The following is a 22,673-nucleotide window of genomic DNA, read 5'->3' on the forward strand; positions in this document are numbered from 1 at the left end:
AGTATGACGTGACCTTCGACGCCATCGGGATCGCCGGAACCGGCCTGACCCTGCACCGGAAGTGGCTGGACGCCATCTCGGACAACCTCGCCAACATCAACACCGCGAAGCCCACCGACGGCGCCGCCTTCCAGGCGCGCTACATCGTCGCGCAGGAGGGCGAAGGCGTCTCCGGCGCCTACGTCGCGGGCGCCGCCTACGGCAGCGCCGAGGGCCGCATGGTCTACGAGCCCGACAACCCGGTCGCCGACGCGAACGGATACGTGCGCTACCCGGACATCGACCTGTCGGAGCAGATGGGGTCGCTCATCATGGCGCAGCGCGGCTACCAGGCCAACGCGGCCGTCGTCGACCGGGCCAAGGAGACCTACCAGGCGGCCCTGCAGATCGGGAGGAACTGATGCCCATCCCCGCCATCGGAGCGATCTCCGCCGTGACCGCCGACCCGGGCGTCTCGGCGACCTCGGCCGCGGGCGGCACCGGGGGAGCGTCCTTCGGGAACGCCCTCACCGGAGCCGTCGACGACCTGCAGCAGCTGCAGGGGACCAGCGACAAGCTGGCGATCCAGGCGGTCACCGGCAACCTGGACGACATCCATGACGCGACCATCGCATCCACCCGCGCCCAGGTGACCCTGGAGCTGGTGGCCGGCGTGCGCAACAAGGCCGTGGACGCGTTCAACGAGATCATGCGGATGCAGGCCTGATGCCCCAGCAGGTGACGAGCTTCTTCCGGCGGATCGGCGACTCCATCCGCGGGTTCTCGCTGGCCCAGCGGGTCATCGCGATCATCGGCGTCGCGGTCGTGGCCCTCGGGATCACCGGGATCGCCATGTGGGCGTCCCAGCCGTCGTACACGCCGCTGTTCTCCGGCGTCGCGGCGTCCGACGCCTCCGCGATCGTCGACCAGCTGCGCACCGACAACGTGCCGTACCAGCTGACCGACGGCGGATCCACCATCCTGGTGCCGCAGGAGAAGGTCTACGACGAGCGGCTGAAGGCGGCGTCCGCCGGGCTCCCGGCCTCCAACACGGGCGGCTATTCGCTGCTCGACAAGATGGGCGTCACGTCGTCCGAGTTCCAGCAGAACGTCACGTACAAGCGGGCGATGGAGGGCGAGCTCGGCAACACGATCGCCGCGATGAAGGGCGTCAAGACCGCGTCCGTGCGGCTGGCGATCCCCGAGGAGACCGTCTTCGCGGCGGACAAGAAGGACCCGACGGCCTCCGTCTTCGTCGAGACGCAGAGCGGCGTGAACCTCAGCGCCGACCAGGTGCAGGCCATCGTGCACCTCACGAGCGCGGCGGTTCCCGGCATGAAGCCGACCGACGTCGCCGTGGTGGACGCCGACGGCACCGTGCTGAGCACGGTCGGCGGCGGCGCGACCGGGGGAGCGGACAAGCAGGCCAGCGACTACGAGACCCGGGTCAAGGCCGCGGTGCAGGACATGCTCGACAAGGTGGTCGGTGCGGGCAACGCGACCGTCGCGGTGGCGGCGGACGTCAGCACCGAGAGCGCGCAGCGCACGGAGGAGTCGTACACCGCGCCGACCGATGCGCCCTCGCTCAGCGAGACCACCCAGAAGGAGACCTACACGGGCTCCGGGGCGGCGGGGGGCGCCGGCGTGCTCGGCCCCGACAACATCGCCGTGCCCAACGGGACCAACGGCAACGGCAGCTTCAACTCCGAGTCGAGCACGAAGGACAACGCGGTCGACAAGGTGACCGAGCAGCGCACCATCCCGGCCGGGGCGATCAACCGCCAGACGGTCTCGGTCGCGCTCAACTCGGACGCGGTCGGCGGCGTCAGCGCCAACGAGATCCGCAACCTGGTCAACGCGGCGGCGGGCATCGACGTCAAGCGCGGCGACTCGGTGAGCGTCGAGATGGTCCCGTTCAGCAAGGCGGGGGCGACCGAGGCGGCCAAGGCGATCAAGGAGGCGAAGGACGCCGCGGCGGCCGACCAGCTGACCAGCATCATCCGCACCTCGCTCATCGCCGGGGCGATCGTCGCAGCCGCGATCATCGCGTTCGCGCTGTTCCGCCGCGGCCGGCGCCGGGCCGCCGAGAACGCCGAGCTCGCGCTGGACGCGGACTCGCTCGCGCTCGACGCCTCCCCGTTCCCGATCGCTCTGGAGCAGGCGGCGCCCACCGTGCCGATGCAGCTGGACCCGCTGCCGGACCCGACCCCGGACCCCGGCGAGGTGGAGGCCGACCGCCGCAGGGCGGAGATCGAGGCGCTCGCCGAGCGCGACCCGCACAAGACGGCCGAGTTCCTCCGCAGCCTCATGGATGACAGGGCCGGCGTATGAACGCGACCCTGACCGGCGCCCAGAAGGTCGCCGTGGTGCTGATGAACATGGATCAGCAGCGCGCGGCCCAGGTGATGAAGCAGTTCTCCGACGAGGAGGCCGACGAGATCACCGCCGAGATCCTGCGGCTGCGCCGCGTGGACCCCGGCGTCGCCGAGAAGGCGCTGAACGAGTTCCACGACCTGGCCACCCGCGGCACCATGACGACCCGCGGCGGCCGCGACATCGCGGTGGGGCTGCTGGAGGCGTCCTTCGGCGCCGAGCGCGCGACCGGCGTGCTCAACCGGGTGGCGTCGAACCTCGCGGGTAAGCAGTTCGAGTTCCTCGACACCGTGGAGCCGGCCCAGGTGCAGATGCTGCTCGCGGGGGAGCTGCCGCAGACCAGCGCGCTCGTGCTGGCGCACCTGCGCGCGGACCACGCGTCGCGCATCCTGACCGGGCTGGACGAGCGCACGCGCACGGAGGTCGCCCACGCGATCGCGACCATGGGGTCGCCGAGCCCGGATGCGGTTCGGGTCGTGGCGGAGACGCTGAAGCAGCGCGCGACCGCGGTGGTGGGATCCCGGGCGTCGTCCGACGCCGTCGGGGGAGTGCAGCCGCTCGTCGACATCATCAACCGCTCCGACGCGGCCACCGAGAAGGCGCTGCTCGAGGCTCTGGAGCAGCGCGACCCGCAGCTGGCCGAAGAGGTGCGCTCGCGCATGCTGACCTTCGAGGACATCGTGCGGCTGGAGTCCCGCGACGTGCAGCAGGTGCTGCGCGGCGTGGATGCGGCCGTGCTGGCGGTCGCGATGAAGGGCGCGGGCGAGGCGGTCACCGAGGTCATCACGTCGAACCTGTCCGAGCGCAACCGGGAGATCCTCGAGGACGAGGTCCGCATCCTCGGCCCGGTGCGGGTTTCGCAGGTCGAGGACGCGCGCGCCGAGATCGTGCGCGCCATCCGCGACCTGGAGGCCACGGGCGCGATCACCGTGCAGCGCGGGGACGAGGACGCGTATGTCGAGTGAGTCCGCCGTCTCCGCGGTCGCGTTCGAGCCGCTCGCCGTCCCGGTGATCGCCGAGACCGAGCACGAGCGCGCCGCGATGACGTCCGCGCGCTCGCGCGGGTACGCGGCGGGGTTCGCCGACGGGCGTCGCGCCGCCGCCGAGGAGCAGGCGCGCTGGCTGGCCGCCGCCGAGGACACGCGTGCGGCGGAGGCCGTCGAGGCGGCGGACCGGGTCGCGGTGCTGGCCGCCGCGCTGCGGAGTGCGGCGGTGGAGTTGCGGGAGGCGACGGTCCCACTGCTCGCGGAGGCCGAGTCCGTGCTGCTGGAGGCGGCGTTCGAGCTCGCGACCACCGTGGTCGGTGTCGCGCTGCAGGACCGGCTCGCGGCAGCGCGCGCGGCGGTGGAGCGCGTGGTCGCCGCCGGCCGCCCAGGGGCGGTGCCGGTGGTGCGCATGCACCCGGACGACGTCGCCGAGCTGCACCGCGCCGGGATCGCGTACGAGGACACGCAGCTGGTCGCGGACCCGACCCTGACGCGCGGCGATGCGATCGGTGAGCTGCCGACGGGCTGGCTCGACGGGCGCATCCACACCGCCATGCTCCGCGCGAAGGAGGCGCTGTCATGAGCGCGGTCCTGGACCGCTGGCGGGCGGCCGTCGCCGCCGCTTCCGTCGAACGCGTCGGCCGGGTCACCGGTGTCGTCGGTCTCGGCGCGGAGCTCGAGGGCGTCCCGGCGGCGTTGGGCGACGTCGTCGTCATCGGCGAGGAGCCGGGCGTGCACGCCGAGGTCGTGGCCACGACGGCCGACCGCGTCCGCGTGATGCCGTACGGGCCGCTGACCGGGATCGCCGCGGGAGCGCCGGCGCGGGCCGTTCGCGCACCGCTGCTGGTGCCGACCGGGCGCGGGATGCTCGGCCGCGTCGTCGACGCGCTCGGACGACCGGTGGACGGACTCGGACCGATCGAACCGGACGGGTTCGTTCCGCTCGGCAACCGGGCGCCCGATGCCATGCGGCGGGCGCGCATCCGGCAGCCCCTCGGCCTCGGCGTGCGGGTGCTCGACACGATGGTCACCGCCGGCCGGGGCCAGCGCCTCGGGCTCTTCGCCGGATCGGGCGTCGGCAAGTCGTCCCTGCTGTCGATGATCGCGCGAGGGACGGACGCGCAGGTGTCGGTGATCGCGCTGGTGGGGGAGCGCGGCCGCGAGGTCCGCGAGTTCCTCGAGGACGACCTCGGGCCCGCCGGACTGGCCCGCTCGGTCGTCGTGGTCGCGACCTCGGACGAGCCGGCCGTCATGCGGCTCCGCGCCGCCTTCGCGGCGACCAGGATCGCCGAGGCGTTCCGCGACGAGGGCGCCGACGTGGTGCTGATGATGGACTCGCTCACCCGCGTCGCCATGGCGCAGCGCGAGATCGGGCTGTCGGCGGGGGAGCCGCCGGCGACCCGCGGCTACCCGCCGTCGACGTTCTCCCTGCTCGCCCAGCTGCTGGAGCGCGCCGGGACGGGCGAGACCGGATCGATCACCGGGCTGTACACCGTGCTGGTCGACGGCGACGACCACAACGAGCCGATCGCGGACGCCGCCCGCTCCATCCTCGACGGGCACGTGGTGCTCGACCGCAAGCTGTCCGTGGTCGGGCACTTCCCGTCGGTGGACGTGCTGGGCTCCGTCTCGCGGCTCGCGTCGCGCGTGACCACGCCGGAGCAGCGCGCCTCGGCGGTGGCGCTGCGCAGCATCCTGGCCGCCAAGGTCGCCGCGCAGGACCTGCTCGACGTCGGTGCGTACAAGCCGGGCACCAACCCGAAGGTGGATGCCGCGGTCGCCCACGCCGGCGCGATTGACGCGTTCCTGCGCCAGGGCATCGGCGAACCGGCCGCGGCGGCGGAATCGTGGGCGCGGCTGGATGCGCTCGTCCGAATGCTGGGAGGCGTGTGATGGCACGGGCGTTCGCCCTGGCGGGCCTGCTGCGACTGCGGCAGATCGAGAAGGAGCACGCGGCCAGCGACCTGGCCGCGGCCAACGCGATGCGGCGGGATGCGGGGGAGCGGCAGGCGCGGGCCATCGCGGCGCTTCACGCGGTCCCGGTCGAGGCGACCGACGCCGGGACGCTCTTCGCCATGGCGGCCGCGCGCGCCTCCAGCCGCAGCATGCTGGCCGACCTGTCGGCGCTCGCCGCGGAGGCCGAGGCGCAGGCGGCGGACGCGCAGCACGCGTTCACCGAAGCCAAGAAGCGGGCGGTCGGGCTGGAGAAGCTGGAGTCGCGGCACCGGGCGGAGGTCGTCGCGGGCGACCTGAGCAGCGAGCAGGCGGCCATCGATGAGATCGCGACGGGCGCGTGGCAGCGCGCCAGGAACGGGGGAGACGTATGACCGTGACGGATGCGATCGGCCGGATCGCGCAGATCCAGGCGACGCTGGTGCAGCTGGAGACGGGCACGCGGGCGACGAGCGCGACGTCGGCGTCGTCCGGGAGCTCGGCTGCGACCTCGACCTCGGCGGCGGACTTCGCCTCGGCGCTCTCCGGGGCGCTCGGCGCCACCGACGGCACCTCGACCGGGGCCGTGACCGGGTCGGATGTCGTCGCCGACGCCAAGAAGTACCTCGGCGTTCCCTACGTGTTCGGCGGGACCAGCGCCTCCGGGCTCGACTGCTCGGGTCTGGTGCAGCGAGTGTTCAAAGACCTCGGGATCGACGTGCCGCGCCTGGTCTCGGGCCAGTCGACGGTCGGCACCGAGGTGCCGTCGCTGGCCCAGGCGCAGCCCGGCGACCTCATCGTCACCAACGGCGGCGAGCACATCGTGATCTACGCGGGCGACGGCAAGGTCATCCACGCGCCCAGCGAGGGACGCACCGTGAGCCTGGTGGACAACTGGATGAAGGACTCCGACATCGTGACGATCCGACGGGTCGTGCCACAGGCGGCTCCGGCCGTGGCGTCTCCCGCGGCGTCCGCAGGAGTCGGGTCGCTGGCGTCGCTGCTGTCCGGGGCCGGCTCCGCCGGGTCGGCGGGCTCGTCGGCGCAGGCCGACATGCTGCGGTCGCTGTTCGCATCGCTGAGCCAGGGCGGTTCGCTGTGAGCCCGGGCGGGGTGACCGCGGCGCCGCCGACGGTGGCCGCGCGTCCGGCTTCCGGCTCATCGGCGAAGGGGTCGGGGGAGGCGTTCGACGCGTTCCTGCAGGGGGCAGTGGATGCGGGGCCCCGCGACGCGCAGGACGCGCGGCCGGATGCAGCGCGGCCCGAACCGCGACGGGACGAGCACGGTCGGCCCGTCGGGCGCGCGGCGCACCCCGGCAAGGTGTCGGGCGATCACAGCGGTCACGGGCGTCCGCGCGCGGCGAGCGGGGACAGCGACATCGGGACTCCGGCTGCGACGGATGCGACGAGTGCGGAGGGGACGACCACGGGTGCGGCTGGCACCGACCCTGCGGCGGCCGCCGCGGCGCTCGTGACGGATGCCGCTCTCCCGGCTACGGTGGATGCGACTGCCGCGACGCTGCCGGCTTCGGTCGGCGTTGCACCCCTAGTGCCCGCCGCCACGGGCGAGGCCGTCACGGCCGTCGCGGATGGCGGCGCCGCTCCGCTCGCTGCGGCGACGGCGGAGATCACGCCGGGTGCGGCCGTCGCCTCGGCGATCGCTGCTCCTGCGGAGGCCGCGGCAGCGTCCGAGACGGCGAACGGCGCGAACATCGCGAAACCGTCCGCGGGAGCGAAGGCGGCCGCCCCGACTGCCGCCGCGGGATCTGCCGTGCCCGAGTCGCGCGCCGGCAGCCCTCAGCTGGGGTTCGCATCGCCCGCCGGCACGCCTGCCGTTCCCCCGGCGGCGCCCAACACGTCCCTCGACGGGGCGACGAACGAGCAGCCTGGTGCAACCGGCGCCCCCGCGGCGCCCGTGATCGAGTCCCGTGACCATGCGGTCGCAACGCCGACCGCGCCCGCTGTCGCCGCATCCACCGCAGCCGTTGCGGCCGGCACCTCCGCGGGAACCGCCGGCACCGCATCCACTGTCGTGCAGAGCGCTGCCGACGCCGCGCGCCCGAAGCTTGCGGCGACCGACGCCGCAGCATCCTCCGCGCCCGCCGCGTCGCCCACACCCACGCCCACGATCACGCCGGATCGCACGGCCGCCGCCCAGCCCCCTGCTCCCGCGCCCGCCGCATCCACCACCCCCTCGTTGCCCGCGCAGCTGGCGCGCCCGGTCTTCACGCTGGCCGCCGCGGGAGCGGGCGAGCACGTGATGACCGTGCACGTCACGCCCGACACCCTCGGACCCGTGACCGTTCGCGCGCACGTCGGCAGTGAGGGCGTCCGCGTCGAGCTGTTCGCGCCGACCGACCTGGGACGGGATGCGCTGCGCGCCATCCTCCCCGACCTGCGCCGCGACCTCAGCGGCGCGGGCCTGAGCGGAACGCTCGACCTCTCGTCGCAGAACCAGCCCGCGCCGCAGCATGACGCACCCTCCGATGGCGGACGCGGGTTCGCCGGAGGGCAGCGCGAGGAGGCGCGCCGCCCCGGCGTCGCGCAGGCGGCATCCACACGCTCCACTCCGTCCGCACCCGCGGACGGGTCCACGCACACCATCGACCTGATCGTCTAGAAGGGAGCCACCGTGGCCGTCGACCCCATCACCGGAACCGATACCGCCTCCACGGGCGGCATCTACTCCACACCACCCACGCGCACGCCGAAGCAGTCGCTCGACAGCGAGGCGTTCATGCAGCTGCTCGTGACCCAGCTCCGCAACCAGGACCCGAGCTCGCCGATGGACACCAACCAGATGATCTCGCAGACCACGCAGCTGGCCATGATGGAGAAGCTCACCAACATGGACACGACCGCCCAGGAGGGGTTCGCCCTGCAGATGCGGCAGGCGGCGGCGACCCTCATCGGGCACACCGTGAGCTACCTCGACAAGAACGGCGACACGCAGACCGGTGTCGCCTCCTCCGTCTCCTACGCGGGCGCCGTGCCGATCGTCACGGTCGGCGATCAGAAGATCGCGCTCGACTCCATCCTCGGGGTGGTGACGCCGGCCGCCGCGGGCTCCGGCACGTCCTCGGGCTCCGGCTCGTCGTCCGGCTCGGGCTCGTCGTCCGGCTCCGGCTCGTCCGGTTCGGGCTCCACCGCACCGACCGCCTGACCTCACCGCTCTTCCTCACGAAAGGAACCACCCATGCTCCGCTCGCTCTACTCCGGAATCTCCGGCCTCCGCTCGCACCAGACCATGCTCGACGTGACCGGCAACAACATCGCCAACGTCAACACGACCGCGTTCAAGGCGTCGGCCGTGCAGTTCCAGGACACGCTCTCGCAGCTGGTCAAGGGCGCCGGCGGCGCTCAGGCCGAGACCGGCGGCACGAACCCGGCCCAGATCGGCCTCGGCGTGCTCGTCGCCGGAATCTCCACTAACTTCACCCAGGGCGCGGCCCAGGCGACCGGCCGCTCCACCGACATGATGATCAACGGCGACGGCTTCTTCGTAATGAAGATGGGCGGCGAGACCGTCTACACGCGCGCCGGGTCGCTCGACCCCGACGAGCTGGGCCGGCTCGTGGGACCCGGCGGCGCCATCCTGCAGGGATGGAACGCGGTCAACGGCGTCGTGCAGCAGGGCGGCGCGCTGAGCGACATCACGATCCCGCTGAAGGCGGTCACCCCGGCCTCGGCCACGACCACCGCGAACGTGACCGGCAACCTCCCCGCCGATGCGGCGAACGGCGACCAGCTCGTGCGCGACATCTCCGTCTACGACGCCAACGGCTCCGCCCGCAAGCTCACGCTGACCTTCACGAAGACGGCCGCCGGCTGGGATGTTGCGGGCGCGGATGCGGCGGGCGCGACCGGCACCGGATCGCTCACGTTCACGAACGGCACCCTCACCGCGGGCGGATCGCTGACCGTCGGCGGTGTCGCGGTGAACCTCGGCTCGGTCACCGGCTACTCGGGGATCACCTCGGTGGCCTTCAAGGACCAGAACGGCCGCGCGGCCGGAACGCTGGAGTCGTTCACTCTCGACAAGGACGGCACCATCACCGGCCTCTTCTCGAACGGCGACAAGCAGTCCGTCGGGCGCATCGCGCTGGCCACGTTCGTCAACCCGGGCGGCCTCGAGAAGGCCGGCGGCTCGACCTACCGCGCGACCGTCAACTCCGGTGCCGCACAGCTCGGCGGACCGGGCGAGGACGGCCTCGGCCAGCTGCAGGGCGGCTCGCTGGAGATGTCGAACGTCGACCTGTCGCAGGAGTTCACCAACCTGATCGTCGCGCAGCGCGGCTTCCAGGCGAACGCCCGCATCATCACGACATCCGACGAGGTGCTGCAGGAGCTGACGAACCTGAAGCGGTGATTCCCTGGGAACTGAACGGTCTCCTGACCGGTCGCATCGACAGCAGGGGTCTTCGGGAAACGCTGGAGCCCCTGCTGTCTACCCAGGGTGGATCACGTGGCTGGCGCGGTTACGCTGAGCAGCGCCCCGCAGCGCTGCCACCGGAAGCAACCCGATCAGCTCGATCTGACCGCGATACCCGCTACGCCAAGAGCAAGACCGCGGCTACCCGAGATCGCCCGCGTATCTCATCAACAGGGAGTCCCGTCGCTCGAAGCCGACGGCCTCGTAGAGCCGAATCGCCGACTCACGCGACGGCCGTGACGTGAGATCCAGTGTCCGCAGACGACGGGTCCGAGCCAATTCGATGACCGCCTCCAGGAGGGCGCGGGCGATGCCGCGGCCGCGGAGCGTCTCGTCGACCACGACGTCGTCGAGGTGGCCGCGAACGCCCGTCGGCAGGGGAAACGAAGCGAGCGTCGCCATGCCGACGAGTGCGCCGTTTTCGCGGGCAACCACCAGATCGGTTCCGTCGTGCTGCAGCATCGCCTCGATTCGTGCCCGATCGAAGGTCGCCGTTGAGGAGAGCTGCGGCAGCAGTCGCTGAAGCGCGTCGAAGTCATCCTCGGACAGGGCATCGGCAACAGCGATGTGAACCCCGGGCTCGGAAGCGAGTGACGCGGCGACTGTCGGCTCCGCGCGAGGGACGTCAGCCAACACGCGGTCGATCCACTCGCGACGGGCCAAAGCGGGAATGGCGTCCCGCTCGAACCATCCGAGCTCCACGATCTCGTCGAGATCAGGCGTCGCCGGGCTGAGAAGGCGGCACTCGTAGGCGGTCGTGATGTACGTCGCCCGGTCGCCGTTGGGGTACTCGACTGCGAGTAGAGGCCCACCGTAGGCGCCCACGATCCCGAAGATCTGTACGTGAGCACCCGTCTCCTCGAAGATCTCCCGCACGACGGCGTCCGCGGGCTCCTCACCGGGCTCGACCCCGCCACCGATGAGGCTCCACAATCCGGAGGCATCCCGGGCGAGCAGGAACTGCTCGCCGTCGCGGATGACCGCGGTGACAGCGGGAAGCAGCAGCAGGTCGGTCCCGACCCGGTCGCGAATCGACTGAACGTACTCGGACATCGGCATGCGAGAAGCCTACGCAGCGCGGGTGACGCGGATCGGTACCGTTGAGGGATGAGCGCGCCTGACGCCCGACCGGACGGTCCCCTGACGCTCCGTGTCGGAGGGTCGACCCGCGACGAGCTGCGGACGGCCCTCCACGCGGCGGGAGTGCAGCTCAACGCGTATGCCGAGACGTTGCTCGACCACCCGGTGTTCGATCCGCGGGACGCGGAGGTGGTCGACATTCTGGAGCGCGACCTCGCCGACCTCGAACTGGTCGGCGGCGGGACCCTGCCCGAGGTGTTCGACGCGGCTCGCGCGCACGGACTGGAGCTGTGCCCTCCGGACACGGGCCCGTACCTCCGGCTGGCGATGTCGTGGCAGGAGAACGCGCCCGACTCGGTGCTCTCCGCAGGGCGGTCGCCGGCTGGGGCGCTCAAGGTCGCCGCGGCGCCGCTCAGCGACGATGTCGAGTATCCGAAAGGGTTCTACCTCCGCGTCGTCGACGGGCGTCCGTGGCTGCGGGGTTACCGCTGCGATGACGAGTACCGGTACTCGTCCGGCGACCGGTTCGCGTTCCGAGTCGGCGGCTGAGGGGCGGCGGCTGACGGGGGCCGGCTGACGGCGGGGTCCATCGGGCGGCAGCCGCTCGGGCGGAGCCTGGCGGGCGGGGCCGGGCGGTCGTCGTCGTGCAGAGTCCCGCTGTGCGCAGCCCGTAGGCTCGTGTCGTGCCCATCGTCGCCGAGCTCGCGCCGACACTGCTCGGCGTGGCGGTCCTCGCCCTCGTCGCGGTCGGGGTGCTGGCCGCCTACCGTGTGCCGCACCGCTGGGCGCCCGCGCTGGCCATCCTGCGCGGTGCGGCGCAGCTGGCGATCATCAGCGTCATCCTCGCCGGGGTCATCACCAACCCGCTGTGGGTCACGCTCGCGCTGCTCGTCATGTTCTCGGTCGCAGCCGGCACCGCCACCCACCGCGTGGGATGGTCGCGCGGGCACGCGGCGATGATGGCGACGGCGATGGCCAGCGGCGTGATCGTGTCGTTCTCGGTCGTCTTCCTGACCGGCGCGATCGCGTTCACCGCCCGGTACGCGCTGGCGATCGGCGGCATCGTGATCGGCAACTCGATGAGCATCGCGACGCTCGCCGGGCGCCGGTTCACCGAGGGCGTCCGGGACCACTGGGACGAGGTGGAGGGATGGCTCGCGCTCGGCGCCACGCCGCGGCAGTCCACACTCGACCAGGCGCGCACCGCGGTGTACTCAGCGCTGATCCCCTCCGTCGACCAGACCAAGACGACCGGGCTCGTCACGCTGCCCGGCGCGTTCGTGGGCGCGATCTTCGGGGGAGTGTCGCCCCTCGAGGCGGGCCGCTTCCAGGTGGTCGTGCTCGCCGCGATCATGGCGGCCGGGGCGATCACCGCGGTGATCGTCTCCACGTGGCTGGCGCCCGTGCGAATGCGCCCCGCCGCACTGCGCTGACGCGCCCCGCACATCCCGTTACCCTCGTCTGTCCCTGGCCCCCTCTCGCCGAAGTGCACGTCGTTGCGCAGCAATACGGCGTGTCGCCCGCAACAAGGCGCACCTCGGCGATCTGACGGCTGGACGCCGGCAGCATGGCCGCATCCCTGTGCCGCTGCGGGCGCTGAAGTGCACGTTGTTGTGCGGTTGTGCGGCGTGTCGGGCGCAACAACGTGCACCTCAGCGATCGGGCGGCGCAGGCGCGCGCGTCGTGAGCGCGCATGCCACGAGCGCCCGATCGATTCGTGAGTGGATGCGCGAATCCCGCGCGAGTGGCGACATCATGTCGCCACTCGCGCCCGCGCGGTCGAGGCGCGCGCGTCCCCGCGTCCGCGACTCGTGAGTAGATGCCCGAATCCCCTACGACTGGCGACATCGTGTCGCTACTCGTGCCCCCGCGGTTTTCACCAGGCGGGCCCGCGTCAGCGAGTCGTGAGTGGATGTGCAAATCCCCCGCGAATAGCGACATCATGTCACCACTCGCGCCCCCGCGGTCGCCCGCGAGCGTCCCCGCGTCAGCGAGTCGTGAGTGGATGCGCGAATCCCGCGCAAGTGGCGACATGACGTCACCACTCGCGGCACCGGACCGCGGGCGCGAGGCCCGCTTTCAACGTTGTAAAGTCGGGGGAGGCGCGCGCGAGAGGGGAGCATCCATGGCTGCGACGATGCACGATGTCAGCCGGCTCGCCGGCGTGTCCATCAAGACGGTGTCCAACGTCATCAACGACTACCCGTACGTGCGCGAGGAGACCCGGCGGAAGGTCCTCGACGCGATCGCCACTCTCGGCTACACCCCGAACCTGTCGGCGCGCAGCCTGCGGTCGGGGCGGACGAACGTCATCTCGCTGATGATCCCCGACCTGCGCAACGCGTACTTCGCCGAGCTGGCCGACTCCGTGATGCGCGCGGCAGCCGAGCGCGGACTCGCCGTGCTGATCGAGCAGTTCGGCGACGACCGGCAGCACGAGATCGACGTGCTGCGCCAGCCGCGCGCCCGGATGGTGGACGGCGTGCTCTACAGCGTCCTCACCCTCGACCAGGGTGACGTCGACCTGATCGCCGAGCTCACCACGCCCGTCGTGCTGCTCGGCGACCGGAGCCTGAACGGCACCCGTGACCACGTGACCATGCGCAACACCGAGGGCGCCCGGGCGGCCACCGAGCACCTCATCGCGGGCGGCCGCCGCCGGGTCGTCGCGCTGGGCGCGCATCCCGGCGAGGAGATCGGCTCGGCCGCGCTGCGCCTCGAGGGGTACCGGCAGGCCCTCGAGGCGGCGGGCATCCCGTTCGACGAGTCGCTCGTCGTCCCGGTCGGCTCGTGGCACCGGCGCAACGGCGCCGAGGGGATGCGCGACTTCCTCGCGGCCGGGACCCCGTTCGACGGGGTGGTCGCGTTCAACGACGCGATCGCGCTGGGCGCGCTGCGCGTGTTGCAGGAGTCCGGCCTGCGCATCCCGGAGGATGTGGCCGTGGTCGGATTCGACGACATCGACGAGACCCAGTACTCGATGCCGACGCTGTCGACGATCGACCCCGGACGCGAGGAGATCGCCGCCACCGCCGTCGACCTGCTGATCCGGCGGATCGAGGGCTCCTCCGAGGTGTTCGTGCCCGAGGAGATCGCGGTGCCCTTCCGGCTGGTGCAGCGGGAGTCGTCGGCAGGCTGATCGGAAAAACCATTTGACACGGTCACATCCGTCGCGCAATATGGTCTCTACAACGTTGTACTACAACGTTGTAGACAAGGGTGTCAGTCACACCGCGAAGGGAATCCAATGAAGAAGCTCCTTGCAGCGGGCGGCGTGATCGCGGTCGCGGTCGCGGCGCTCACCGGGTGTTCCGGAGGCAGTGGCGCAGCAGCCAGCTGCCAGAACAAGATCGTCAACTCGGACGCCAAGCAGGTCACCATGTGGGCCTGGTATCCGAACTTCGAACCGGTCGTCGACCTGTTCAACAAGAACCACAAAGACGTCCAGATCTGCTGGACGAACACCGGCGCGGGCAACGACGAGTACACCAAGTTCTCGACCGCGATCCAGGCCGGTTCCGGCGCTCCGGATGTCGTGATGCTGGAGAGCGAGGTCGTCCCGAGCTACATCGCCGACGGCTCCATCGTGAACCTCAGCAAGCTCGGCGCCGACAAGGTCAAGACCAACTACTCCGAGGGCGCCTGGAGCGACGTCAGCAGCAGCGGCGACGCCTACGCGATCCCGGTCGACGGCGGTCCCGTCGGGCTGCTCTACCGCAAGGACCTCTTCGACAAGTACGGCCTCACCGTCCCGACCACCTGGGACGAGTACGCGGCCGACGCCGAGAAGATCAAGCAGGCCACCGGCGGCAAGACGCTCATGACCGACTTCCCGGGCAACGGCCGTGCCTACCAGACGGCCCTGTTCGCCCAGGCCGGCGCCGCGCCGTTCGAACTGAGCGGCAAGCAGGACATCAAGGTCGACCTGGACGACCCGGCGAGCCAGAAGGTGCTCACCTACTGGAACGGCCTCGTGCAGAAGAAGCTGGTCGGCACCGAGGACTCCTCGACCACCGATTACAACACCCACCTGGTGAACGGCACCTACGCCTCCGTGATCGCGGCGGCGTGGCTTCCCGGCTACCTGCAGGGCTTCACCGGCGCGGACAAGACGGCGAAGTGGGCCGTCGCCCCGGTCCCGCAGTGGGACACGGCCAACCCCGTCCAGATCAACATCGGCGGCTCGGCGTTCGCGGTGAGCAAGCAGGCCTCGGACCAGAAGGCGGCGGCGAAGGTGGCCACCGAGATCTTCGGCACCGAGGAGGCGTGGAAGCTCGGCATCGAGAAGGCGGCGCTGTTCCCGCTGTGGAAGCCCATCCTCGAGTCCGACTACTTCACCTCGAAGGCCTACCCGTTCTTCGGCGGTCAGCAGATCAACAAGGATGTGTTCCTCACCGCGGCGAAGGACTACAAGGGCTTCCAGTTCAGCCCGTTCCAGAACCTGGTGTACGACAAGCTGACCGACGCGGTCAACGCGACGAACAAGGGCAAGTCGACGCCGGAGGCGGCGCTGCAGACGTACCAGAAGGCCGTCGTCAGCTACGCCAAGCAGCAGGGCTACACCGTCAAGTGACGAACGCGGTGCCCGGGCCGCGCCAATCGGCCCGGGCATCGCTCACGCACCACCGTCCCACATCCTGAAGGGCTTCACCGATGACCCAAACCGCCGCCGCACCGCCGCGGCAGCGCACGCCGCGCGTCCGGCGCCGCCGTGACATCGTCGGCCTCCGGCGTGCACGCTGGGGCTGGGCGTTCACCGCTCCGTTCGCCGTCTTCCTCGTCGCGTTCCTGCTGATCCCGCTCGTCTACGCGTTCGTGCTGAGCCTCCAGAACACGACGCTCGCCGGAGGCACCTCCTGGGTGGGCTTCGCCAACTACGTCCGCGCGTTCACGGACCCGCTGTTCCTCGACGGGGTGTGGCGCGTGCTGCTGTTCGCGGTCGTGATGATCCCGGTGCAGATGGTGGTCGCACTGATCGCCGCGCTGCTGATCGACGCGCTCACCACCCGCTTCGCGAAGATCTCCCGGCTGCTGATCTTCGTCCCGTACGCCGTGCCGGTCGTGATCGGCGCGCTGATGTGGGGCTTCCTGTACAGCCCGAGCTTCGGGCCGGCGCAGGAGCTGTTCGGCGCCGTCGGACTGCAGGCGCCGAACTTCTTCTCGGACCAGAACGTCTTCGGATCGCTGGTCAACATCGTCACCTGGCAGTGGGCCGGGTACTACATGATCATCCTGTACGCGGCGCTGCAGGGCGTCGACCCGTCCATCTACGAGGCGGCCCGGGTGGATGGCGCCAACGCCTGGCAGATCGCCTTGCGGATCAAGATCCCGATGGTGGCGTCGTCGCTGCTGCTGGTGCTGGTGTTCGCCCTGATCGGGACGCTGCAGTTCTTCAACGAACCGCAGATGCTGCGCGGGATGGCGTCGGGATCCATCACCTCCAACTACACGCCGAACATCTACGCGTACACGGTCGCGTTCTCGTACCACCAGTTCAACTACGCGTCGGCGATCGCCTTCGCGCTCGGGATCGTGATCTTCATCGGGTCGTACGCCTTCATGTTCGCCACCCGCAAGAGAAGTGGACTGATGAAATGACCACGCAACTCCTCGGCGCCGAGCCCGCGGCCGACACCCGCAGCATCCGCACCGGCCGCCCGACGCGGTCTCGCCGGGAAGCGCCTGCGGACCGTCGCACCGGCCGCCAAGTCATCCCGCACATCGTGCTGGCGGCGTTCATCGTCTACTTCGCCCTGCCGTTCTGGTGGCTCCTTGTCGCGAGCACGAAGAGCCAGCAGACGCTGTTCGACGGCAAGACGAGTCCCCTGTGGTTCGGCGGGAGCTTCGACCTCTTCAGCAATATCTCGTCGCTGTTCAGCTACTCCGGCGGCCTCTACGCGCACTGGCTGGGCAACTCGTTCCTCTATGCGATCGCCGGCGGCCTCGGCGCGACCGTGCTCTCGGTGCTCGCCGGCTACGGGTTCTCGATGTACGGCTTCCGCGGCCGCCGGCTGTTCTTCGCCATCGTCCTCGGGTCGGTGATGGTGCCGGCCACGGTGCTCGTCATCCCGCTGTTCGTGCTCATGAGCGGCGCGCACCTGACGAACACGATGTGGGCGGTCATCCTGCCGTCCATGCTGAACCCGTTCGCCGTCTACCTGATGAAGGTCTACACGGACGAGGCGATCCCCTCCGAGATGGTGGATGCGGCCCGCGTCGACGGCGCCGGCGAGATCCGCATCTTCGCCCGGGTCGCGCTGCCCCTGATGCGCCCGGCCGTCGTGACGGTGCTGCTGCTGTCGATCGTCGGCACCTGGAACAACTTCTTCCTGCCGCTGGTGATGTTCTCGAACCCCCAGCTGTTCCCCGTGACGGTCGGGCTCGGAGCGCTCCAGGCGCAGGCGCAGGTCAACACGGGCGGACAATCGCTCTGGAACCTGGTCATCACCGGGGCCCTGATCTCGATCGTCCCGTTGATCGTCTCCTTCCTCACCCTGCAGCGCTACTGGCAGGGCGGCCTGGCGATCGGCAGCGTCAAGTGACCGTCGCCCCTCCTCCTCTTCCGAATCCCACCGACCGCACGACAAGCACGAACCGAGCATCCCTGGAGTCCCATGTCTGACACCCGCATCGTCATCGACCGCGCCGCACGCGTCGCGCCCCTCAACCGCCGCATCTTCGGCTCGTTCGTCGAGCACCTGGGGCGCTGCGTCTACGACGGCATCTACGAGCCGGGTCACCCGACCGCGAACGAGGACGGCTTCCGCCTCGACGTCGTCGACCTCGTGCGCGAGCTCGGCTCCAGCACGATCCGCTACCCCGGCGGCAACTTCGTCTCCGGCTTCCGGTGGGAGGACTCGGTCGGCCCGCGCGACCAGCGCCCGGTCCGCCGCGACCTCGCCTGGCACTCGCTGGAGTCGAACCAGGTCGGCCTCGACGAGTTCTCCCGCTGGCTGAAGCTCACCGGCTCGGAGCTGATGCTGGCCGTGAACCTCGGCACGCGCGGCATCCAGGCGGCCCTCGACCTGCTCGAGTACGCCAACCACCCGTCCGGGACCGCGCTCAGCGACCAGCGCATCGCCAACGGCACGCCGGAGCCGCACGACATCCGGATGTGGTGCCTGGGCAACGAGATGGACGGCCCGTGGCAGACCGGCTACATGACCGCCGACGACTACGGCAAGCTCGCCGCCCGCACGGCCGCCGCGATGAAGATGGCCGACAAGGACCTCGAGCTCGTGGTCTGCGGCTCGTCCGGATCCGGGATGCCGACGTTCGGCGACTGGGAGCGGATCGTGCTCGAGCACTCCTACGAGCACGTCGACTTCATCTCGGCGCACGCGTACTACCAGGAGCGCGGCGGCGACCTCGGGTCGTTCCTCGCGTCGTCGGTGGACATGCAGTACTTCATCGACACCGTCGTCTCGACCGCCGACCACGTGGGCAACAAGCTGAAGAGCCGCAAGCGCATCCAGATCTCGTTCGACGAGTGGAACATCTGGTACCTCGACGAGCACCAGGCGTCGGAGGAGGTCAACGAGGAGTGGCGGTACGCCCCGCGCCAGCTCGAGGACGTCTACTCGGTCGCGGATGCGGTGGTGCTCGGCAACCTGCTGATCACGCTGCTGAAGAACCACGACCGGGTGACCAGCGCATCCCTCGCGCAGCTGGTCAACGTCATCGCGCCGATCATGACCGAGCCGGGCGGCGACGCGTGGCGCCAGACGACGTTCTTCCCGTTCTCGGTGACGAGCCGGCTGGCGCGCGGCGAGGTGCTGCGGCCGACCATCAGCACCGGGAAGTACGAGACCGCGGTCTACGGCGAGGCCGACCTGGTGGACGCGGTGGCGACCGTCGACGAGACGGACGGCACGGCGGCCCTCTTCGTCGTGAACCGCAGCACCACCGAGACGCAGACGGTGAGCGTCGACGTGCGTGACCTCGGGGTCTCCGCGGTGCGCGAGGCGCTCTCCCTGTGGGACGACGACGTCTACGCGAAGAACACGATGCAGGACCAGAACCGTGTCGGCCTGCGCCCGACGCCCACCGTATCCCTCGCCGACGGCATCCTCACCCTCGAGCTGCCGCCGGTCTCCTGGACCGCCGTCTCGCTCGGCTAGAGCAGGGTCGTCCCCAGCATCCGGTGGCCGATGGCGATGGACTCGCCGTCGACCGCCGACCGGGGCGAGGTGAGGAAGGCGACCAGGTCGGCGATCTGGTCGGGGGACGACTCCCCGCCTCGCCCCGGTGCGACCTCGGCGGAGGGGGTCTCGGTGACGAGGCCGGGGTTGATGACATTGACGGCGACGCCCGTCCCGGCCAGCTCGTCGGCGAGGTTCTTCGCGATCAGGATGGTGGATGCGTTGCGCACCACCGCCGTGATGTTGCCGCTGATGTAGGCGTTCTGGCCACTGATCGCGACGATCCGGCCGAAGCCGGCGTCGCGCATCGCGGGGATCACCGCGCGGGCGACGCGGAGGAACGACAGCGCCTTGCCGTCGACCGCGCTCAGGATCTGCTCGGGGTCGGAGCTGCGGGCCGGGTCGAGGGTCTGCGCGGGAGGCGCGGCCGTCACGACGAGGCCGTCGATGCGTCCGTGACGCTCCAGCACCTCGTCGACTCCCCGGCGCACGGAGTCCTCGTCGGAGGCGTCCAGTGCGACCCCGTCGGCGGAGGCGTTGCGGGAGGCGACGACGACGGTCGCGCCCTCGGCGCGGAGGCGGTCGACGACCGCGGAGCCGATGAAGCCGGTGCCGCCCACGACGAGGACGACGCGATCACTGAACTGAAGATCCATACCCGCCTCAACCCCGTCGAGTACACGAATATTGCACGCTGAAGGGGCGGATCGCGTGCACTTTTCGTGTACTCGACGGTGGGGGGAGGGCGCAGGGGAGGCGCGTCAGCGGGAGGCGGCGGGAGCGGTGGTGGGCACGGGGGCGGGGGCCTGCAGTGCCTGGGGGATGAGTTTGCGGATGGTGTCGGGCTGCGCGGACAGCACCACCACATCCACTCGCCGGTTCTGGGCGAGGTCGTTGTCGGTCGTTCCGGTGAAGCCGTCGACCGGACGGGCCGAGCCGAAGCTGACCGCCGCGATGCGGGCCTGCGGGAAGCCGTTCACCTCCACCAGGTGACGGAGCACGCTGGTCGCACGGCCGGCGGAGAGCTCCCAGTTGGTCGGGTAGGGGGCGCCCGGCTGCCGCAGGTCGGCGTGGCCCTCGACCGAGACGTCGTACGAGGCGGGCGCGAGCACCGGTCCGATGTCGTTCAGCACGGCGACCGCGCGGGGGCTGAGCTCGGCCCGGTTGGAGTCGAAGAAGGTGGAGTTGCCGACCAGGCCGATGGTCAGGCCGCGGGAGTCGATCTTCAGCTCCACCGCATCCTGCAGCCCGTCGTGGGTGAGGGCGGCCTGGATCTGGTCCTTCAGCCGCTGGAGGTTCTGCACCTCCTGCTGCGCCAGCGCGAAGTCGGTCGACTTGCCCGACTCGTCGACGTGCTTCGGGGGCACGACGACACCGGCCGCGGTGTCGATCTTCTGCGTCTTCACCTGGCCGAAGCCGGTCGCCAGCGAGTCCTTGAGCTGCTCGAACTTCTTCGCATCCACCGTCGACATCGCGAACAGCACGATGAACATGCACATGAGCACGGTGACCATGTCCATGTAGGAGGCCATCCAGCGCTCCTCGTTCTCGTGCTCCTCGGGCTCCTCGTGCTTCTTGCGACGGCGGGCGGACATGTCAGGCGGCTTCCTCGACGGGATCCTTCGCGCCGCGCGACGCCTTGGCGGCCTTCGACGCCGGCTTGTCCGCGTCGCCGTCCGGCACCATGGCGCGCAGGCGCTCGCCGAGGAGGCGCGGCTGCGAGCCGGACTGCACGGCCAGCACGCCCTCCATGAGCAGCGTCATCCGCTCGACGTCCAGCTCGGAGAGGCGGCGCAGGCGCGCGCCGAGCGGCAGCCAGAGAAAGTTGGCCGACATCAGGCCCCACAGCGTCGCGACGAACGCGCTCGCGATCAGCGGTCCCAGCTCGCCCGGCTCGGCGAGGTTCTCGAGCACGTGGGTCAGCGACACGACGGTTCCGATGATGCCGATCGTCGGGGCGTAGCCGCCCATCGCGCTGAAGAACTTCGCGGCCACCCGGTCCTTCTTGGAGCGCGTCGCGATCTCGTCCTCCAGCAGCACGCGCAGCTCGTCGCCGTCCGTGCCGTCGGCGATGTTCTGCAGGGCGCGCTTCAGGAAGGGGTCGTCGACGCCCTCCGCCTCCTGCTCCATGGCGAGGAGACCGCTGGCGCGCGCCTTCTCGGCGAGGCCGACGACCTGGTCGATCACCTGCTGCGGCGGCTCCACCTTGCCGCGCAGGGCGCGCGGGAGCGCCTTGAACGCCGTCAGGAAGTCCTTGATCGTCCCGCTGGCGATGCCGACGGCGATGGTCGCCCCGAAGACCAGCACCATGGGGGCGGGGAGCAGCAGGGCGCTCAGGTGGGCGCCCTCCATCGTCACCATCGCGACGACGGCGCCGAACGCGAGGACGATGCCGATGATCGTTGCCGGGTCCATTACTTCTTCCTTGCTCGCAGGGGGACGGCGCGGGCCTCGGGGTGAGCCTGAACCGTGTCGTCGTCTTCCAGGCCGGTCAGCGTCACGAGCCCCAGCGGCGGCGCGGGCACGGGGCGCGGGCCGGCGGCGGGGAGGTCGTGGGCGAGGGCGATCACACGCGCCCGGTACGCGGCGATCTTCTCGATCACTTCGGACAGGGTCTCGGTGACGATGAACTTCGCCCCGTCGACCATGACGAGAGTGGTGTCCGGACTGGCGTGGATGCGCTCGATGAGGTCGGGGTTGACCGCAAACTGGCTGTCGTTCAATCGGGTGACGACGATCATGGGCGCGAATCCTGGTCTCGGCTCCGGGTGAGCCGTCACGAGGGCACTATCGGTCCGGAACGGTCCGTCGTTAGGGGGACGCCGTGCGCCTAACGGGATCGGGACGGCGGCCGATAGTCGGCTCCGTGACCACTCTGCAGGCCCCGGCACCGGATGCGCCCGAGGCGCCGGTCTACGACTTCCGGCGGCCGACGACCCTCGCACGCGAGCACTCGCGCGTGCTCGAGCTGGCATTCGAGACGTTCGCGCGGCAGTGGGGCACCCAGCTGACGGCGAAGGTGCGCGTGCTCAGCCAGGTGGAGTGCGACAGCGTGCAGATGCAGACGTACGACGAGTACGCGGCGTCGCTGCCGGCCACCACGGCGATGGTGCTGTGCGAGCTGGAGGGCATCGCCCCGAAGGCGGTCATCCAGTTCCCCACGGTCGCGGCGCTCTCCTGGGTGAACGCGATGCTGGGCGGCCAGGGCACCCCTGTCGACCACGAGCGCACCTTCACCCAGATCGAGCACGCGCTGGTACGGCGGCTGATGGACGACGCGCTGGAGGACCTCCGGTACTCGCTGGGGTCCATCCTGGTCGCGCAGATCGCGGTGGACGCCATCCAGTACAACTCCCAGTTCGCGCAGGCGGCGGCCACCAGCGAGCTGATGATCGTGGCCGGCTTCGAGCTCCGCGTGGGCGAGAACGTCGCCCGTGCCACGGTCGCGCTCCCCGCGGTGGCCGTGCTGCCCCAACTCGGCGAGACGAACCCCACCCACAGCACCGAGAACGCCCGGGAGCTGGTGGATGCGCAGCTCGCGCGCGTCCCGGTCGACGTGTCCCTGCGCCTCACCCCCGCAACCGTTCGGCCGAGCGTCGTGCTCGGCCTGTCCGTCGGCGACCTCCTTCCGCTGCCGCACCCGCAGCACCGACCCTTCGACCTCACCGTCGGCGGACAGACCGTCGCCTCAGCCGGGCTCGGCTCGAGCGGCTCCCGTCTCGCCTGCGTGATCATCGACACAGAGGACTGA

General features: G+C 70.7%; 24 protein-coding genes. 19 read left to right on the forward strand and 5 right to left on the reverse strand.

The features are described 5' to 3' along the window. Nucleotides 1-8 precede the first annotated feature (8 nt). From ACTJI1_RS13835 to ACTJI1_RS13885, 11 genes are read left to right on the forward strand one after another with little or no spacing between them, the layout of a single operon-like run. Nucleotides 9-401: a flagellar basal body rod protein FlgC gene (locus ACTJI1_RS13835; protein ID WP_310132548.1), complete on the forward strand. Its 393-nt coding sequence runs from the start codon at nucleotides 9-11 to the stop codon at nucleotides 399-401. Further along, complete coding sequence (fliE, locus tag ACTJI1_RS13840; RefSeq protein WP_440743082.1) at nucleotides 401-706, forward strand: flagellar hook-basal body complex protein FliE; 306 nt, start codon at nucleotides 401-403, stop codon at nucleotides 704-706. The genes ACTJI1_RS13835 and fliE overlap by 1 nt, the downstream gene beginning before the upstream one ends. Continuing rightward, entirely contained in the window at nucleotides 706-2,310 is a 1,605-nt protein-coding gene (fliF, locus tag ACTJI1_RS13845; RefSeq protein ID WP_440743083.1) for a flagellar basal-body MS-ring/collar protein FliF, read from the forward strand. The genes fliE and fliF overlap by 1 nt, the downstream gene beginning before the upstream one ends. Then, a complete protein-coding gene (fliG, locus tag ACTJI1_RS13850; protein ID WP_440743084.1) occupies nucleotides 2,307-3,317 on the forward strand; it encodes a flagellar motor switch protein FliG in 1,011 nt (336 codons plus the stop codon). Before fliF ends, fliG begins: the two co-directional genes overlap by 4 nt. Further along, complete coding sequence (locus ACTJI1_RS13855) at nucleotides 3,307-3,921, forward strand: FliH/SctL family protein (protein WP_440743085.1); 615 nt, start codon at nucleotides 3,307-3,309, stop codon at nucleotides 3,919-3,921. Before fliG ends, ACTJI1_RS13855 begins: the two co-directional genes overlap by 11 nt. Then, nucleotides 3,918-5,231, forward strand: a complete 1,314-nt coding sequence (locus ACTJI1_RS13860; protein WP_440743086.1) for a FliI/YscN family ATPase — start codon at nucleotides 3,918-3,920, stop codon at nucleotides 5,229-5,231. The genes ACTJI1_RS13855 and ACTJI1_RS13860 overlap by 4 nt, the downstream gene beginning before the upstream one ends. Then, a complete protein-coding gene (locus ACTJI1_RS13865; RefSeq protein WP_440743087.1) occupies nucleotides 5,231-5,665 on the forward strand; it encodes a hypothetical protein in 435 nt (144 codons plus the stop codon). The genes ACTJI1_RS13860 and ACTJI1_RS13865 overlap by 1 nt, the downstream gene beginning before the upstream one ends. Continuing rightward, nucleotides 5,662-6,372, forward strand: a complete 711-nt coding sequence (locus ACTJI1_RS13870; RefSeq protein WP_440743088.1) for a C40 family peptidase — start codon at nucleotides 5,662-5,664, stop codon at nucleotides 6,370-6,372. The genes ACTJI1_RS13865 and ACTJI1_RS13870 overlap by 4 nt, the downstream gene beginning before the upstream one ends. Further along, complete coding sequence (locus ACTJI1_RS13875) at nucleotides 6,369-7,889, forward strand: flagellar hook-length control protein FliK (RefSeq protein WP_440743089.1); 1,521 nt, start codon at nucleotides 6,369-6,371, stop codon at nucleotides 7,887-7,889. The genes ACTJI1_RS13870 and ACTJI1_RS13875 overlap by 4 nt, the downstream gene beginning before the upstream one ends. A gap of 12 nt (nucleotides 7,890-7,901) precedes the next feature. Beyond that, nucleotides 7,902-8,432, forward strand: a complete 531-nt coding sequence (locus tag ACTJI1_RS13880; RefSeq protein ID WP_440743090.1) for a flagellar hook capping FlgD N-terminal domain-containing protein — start codon at nucleotides 7,902-7,904, stop codon at nucleotides 8,430-8,432. Nucleotides 8,433-8,465: 33 nt separating this feature from the next. Further along, a complete protein-coding gene (locus tag ACTJI1_RS13885; protein ID WP_440743091.1) occupies nucleotides 8,466-9,638 on the forward strand; it encodes a flagellar hook protein FlgE in 1,173 nt (390 codons plus the stop codon). A gap of 204 nt (nucleotides 9,639-9,842) precedes the next feature. Here ACTJI1_RS13885 and ACTJI1_RS13890 read toward each other — a convergent pair whose 3' ends face one another. Continuing rightward, on the reverse strand, nucleotides 9,843-10,760 hold the full coding sequence (locus ACTJI1_RS13890) for a GNAT family N-acetyltransferase (RefSeq protein WP_440743092.1): 918 nt from the start codon (nucleotides 10,758-10,760) through the stop codon (nucleotides 9,843-9,845). Between the two features lie 48 nt (nucleotides 10,761-10,808). Between ACTJI1_RS13890 and ACTJI1_RS13895 the strand changes: the two genes are divergently transcribed. The 7 genes from ACTJI1_RS13895 (at nucleotide 10,809) to arfA (ending at nucleotide 18,901) form a co-directional block, all read left to right on the forward strand. Further along, a complete protein-coding gene (locus ACTJI1_RS13895; RefSeq protein ID WP_440743093.1) occupies nucleotides 10,809-11,330 on the forward strand; it encodes a hypothetical protein in 522 nt (173 codons plus the stop codon). A 134-nt stretch (nucleotides 11,331-11,464) separates the two neighbouring features. Continuing rightward, on the forward strand, nucleotides 11,465-12,214 hold the full coding sequence (locus tag ACTJI1_RS13900; protein ID WP_440743094.1) for an ABC transporter permease: 750 nt from the start codon (nucleotides 11,465-11,467) through the stop codon (nucleotides 12,212-12,214). A 692-nt stretch (nucleotides 12,215-12,906) separates the two neighbouring features. Beyond that, a complete protein-coding gene (locus tag ACTJI1_RS13905) occupies nucleotides 12,907-13,920 on the forward strand; it encodes a LacI family DNA-binding transcriptional regulator (protein ID WP_440743095.1) in 1,014 nt (337 codons plus the stop codon). Nucleotides 13,921-14,028: 108 nt separating this feature from the next. Beyond that, nucleotides 14,029-15,354, forward strand: coding sequence for an ABC transporter substrate-binding protein (locus tag ACTJI1_RS13910; RefSeq protein ID WP_440743096.1), 1,326 nt, complete (start codon nucleotides 14,029-14,031; stop codon nucleotides 15,352-15,354). An 80-nt stretch (nucleotides 15,355-15,434) separates the two neighbouring features. Continuing rightward, complete coding sequence (locus ACTJI1_RS13915; protein ID WP_440743097.1) at nucleotides 15,435-16,379, forward strand: carbohydrate ABC transporter permease; 945 nt, start codon at nucleotides 15,435-15,437, stop codon at nucleotides 16,377-16,379. Next, nucleotides 16,376-17,323: a carbohydrate ABC transporter permease gene (locus ACTJI1_RS13920; RefSeq protein WP_440743098.1), complete on the forward strand. Its 948-nt coding sequence runs from the start codon at nucleotides 16,376-16,378 to the stop codon at nucleotides 17,321-17,323. The genes ACTJI1_RS13915 and ACTJI1_RS13920 overlap by 4 nt, the downstream gene beginning before the upstream one ends. 72 nt (nucleotides 17,324-17,395) lie before the next feature. Next, nucleotides 17,396-18,901: an arabinosylfuranosidase ArfA gene (gene arfA, locus ACTJI1_RS13925; RefSeq protein WP_440743099.1), complete on the forward strand. Its 1,506-nt coding sequence runs from the start codon at nucleotides 17,396-17,398 to the stop codon at nucleotides 18,899-18,901. On the opposite strand, the gene ACTJI1_RS13930 is transcribed toward arfA, so the two are convergent. The 4 genes from ACTJI1_RS13930 to ACTJI1_RS13945 form a co-directional block, all read right to left on the reverse strand. Beyond that, on the reverse strand, nucleotides 18,898-19,578 hold the full coding sequence (locus tag ACTJI1_RS13930) for an SDR family NAD(P)-dependent oxidoreductase (protein ID WP_440743100.1): 681 nt from the start codon (nucleotides 19,576-19,578) through the stop codon (nucleotides 18,898-18,900). The two genes, arfA and ACTJI1_RS13930, sit on opposite strands and share 4 nt — an antisense overlap. 105 nt (nucleotides 19,579-19,683) lie before the next feature. Further along, on the reverse strand, nucleotides 19,684-20,517 hold the full coding sequence (locus ACTJI1_RS13935; RefSeq protein WP_440743101.1) for a flagellar motor protein MotB: 834 nt from the start codon (nucleotides 20,515-20,517) through the stop codon (nucleotides 19,684-19,686). Between the two features lies 1 nt (nucleotide 20,518). Next, a complete protein-coding gene (locus ACTJI1_RS13940; RefSeq protein WP_310132501.1) occupies nucleotides 20,519-21,337 on the reverse strand; it encodes a motility protein A in 819 nt (272 codons plus the stop codon). Beyond that, entirely contained in the window at nucleotides 21,337-21,663 is a 327-nt protein-coding gene (locus ACTJI1_RS13945; protein WP_440743102.1) for a flagellar FlbD family protein, read from the reverse strand. The genes ACTJI1_RS13940 and ACTJI1_RS13945 overlap by 1 nt, the downstream gene beginning before the upstream one ends. 125 nt (nucleotides 21,664-21,788) lie before the next feature. Between ACTJI1_RS13945 and ACTJI1_RS13950 the strand changes: the two genes are divergently transcribed. Next, on the forward strand, nucleotides 21,789-22,673 hold the full coding sequence (locus tag ACTJI1_RS13950) for a flagellar motor switch protein FliM (RefSeq protein WP_310132493.1): 885 nt from the start codon (nucleotides 21,789-21,791) through the stop codon (nucleotides 22,671-22,673).

The organism is Leifsonia sp. 22587, from assembly GCF_052044215.1.
GTDB lineage: Bacteria > Actinomycetota > Actinomycetes > Actinomycetales > Microbacteriaceae > Leifsonia > Leifsonia shinshuensis_C.

Bases quoted from the DNA above. Each gene is read 5' to 3' on its own strand.
- fliE (WP_440743082.1), top strand. From the start codon at position 401: ATGCCCATCCCCGCCATCGGAGCGATCTCCGCCGTGACCGCCGACCCG.
- fliF (WP_440743083.1), top strand. From the start codon at position 706: ATGCCCCAGCAGGTGACGAGCTTCTTCCGGCGGATCGGCGACTCCATC.
- fliG (WP_440743084.1), top strand. From the start codon at position 2,307: ATGAACGCGACCCTGACCGGCGCCCAGAAGGTCGCCGTGGTGCTGATG.
- ACTJI1_RS13855 (WP_440743085.1), top strand. From the start codon at position 3,307: ATGTCGAGTGAGTCCGCCGTCTCCGCGGTCGCGTTCGAGCCGCTCGCC.
- ACTJI1_RS13860 (WP_440743086.1), top strand. From the start codon at position 3,918: ATGAGCGCGGTCCTGGACCGCTGGCGGGCGGCCGTCGCCGCCGCTTCC.
- ACTJI1_RS13865 (WP_440743087.1), top strand. From the start codon at position 5,231: ATGGCACGGGCGTTCGCCCTGGCGGGCCTGCTGCGACTGCGGCAGATC.
- ACTJI1_RS13870 (WP_440743088.1), top strand. From the start codon at position 5,662: ATGACCGTGACGGATGCGATCGGCCGGATCGCGCAGATCCAGGCGACG.
- ACTJI1_RS13885 (WP_440743091.1), top strand. From the start codon at position 8,466: ATGCTCCGCTCGCTCTACTCCGGAATCTCCGGCCTCCGCTCGCACCAG.
- ACTJI1_RS13890 (WP_440743092.1), bottom strand. From the start codon at position 10,760: ATGCCGATGTCCGAGTACGTTCAGTCGATTCGCGACCGGGTCGGGACC.
- ACTJI1_RS13895 (WP_440743093.1), top strand. From the start codon at position 10,809: ATGAGCGCGCCTGACGCCCGACCGGACGGTCCCCTGACGCTCCGTGTC.
- ACTJI1_RS13905 (WP_440743095.1), top strand. From the start codon at position 12,907: ATGGCTGCGACGATGCACGATGTCAGCCGGCTCGCCGGCGTGTCCATC.
- ACTJI1_RS13910 (WP_440743096.1), top strand. From the start codon at position 14,029: ATGAAGAAGCTCCTTGCAGCGGGCGGCGTGATCGCGGTCGCGGTCGCG.
- ACTJI1_RS13915 (WP_440743097.1), top strand. From the start codon at position 15,435: ATGACCCAAACCGCCGCCGCACCGCCGCGGCAGCGCACGCCGCGCGTC.
- ACTJI1_RS13920 (WP_440743098.1), top strand. From the start codon at position 16,376: ATGACCACGCAACTCCTCGGCGCCGAGCCCGCGGCCGACACCCGCAGC.
- arfA (WP_440743099.1), top strand. From the start codon at position 17,396: ATGTCTGACACCCGCATCGTCATCGACCGCGCCGCACGCGTCGCGCCC.
- ACTJI1_RS13930 (WP_440743100.1), bottom strand. From the start codon at position 19,578: ATGGATCTTCAGTTCAGTGATCGCGTCGTCCTCGTCGTGGGCGGCACC.
- ACTJI1_RS13935 (WP_440743101.1), bottom strand. From the start codon at position 20,517: ATGTCCGCCCGCCGTCGCAAGAAGCACGAGGAGCCCGAGGAGCACGAG.
- ACTJI1_RS13940 (WP_310132501.1), bottom strand. From the start codon at position 21,337: ATGGACCCGGCAACGATCATCGGCATCGTCCTCGCGTTCGGCGCCGTC.
- ACTJI1_RS13945 (WP_440743102.1), bottom strand. From the start codon at position 21,663: ATGATCGTCGTCACCCGATTGAACGACAGCCAGTTTGCGGTCAACCCC.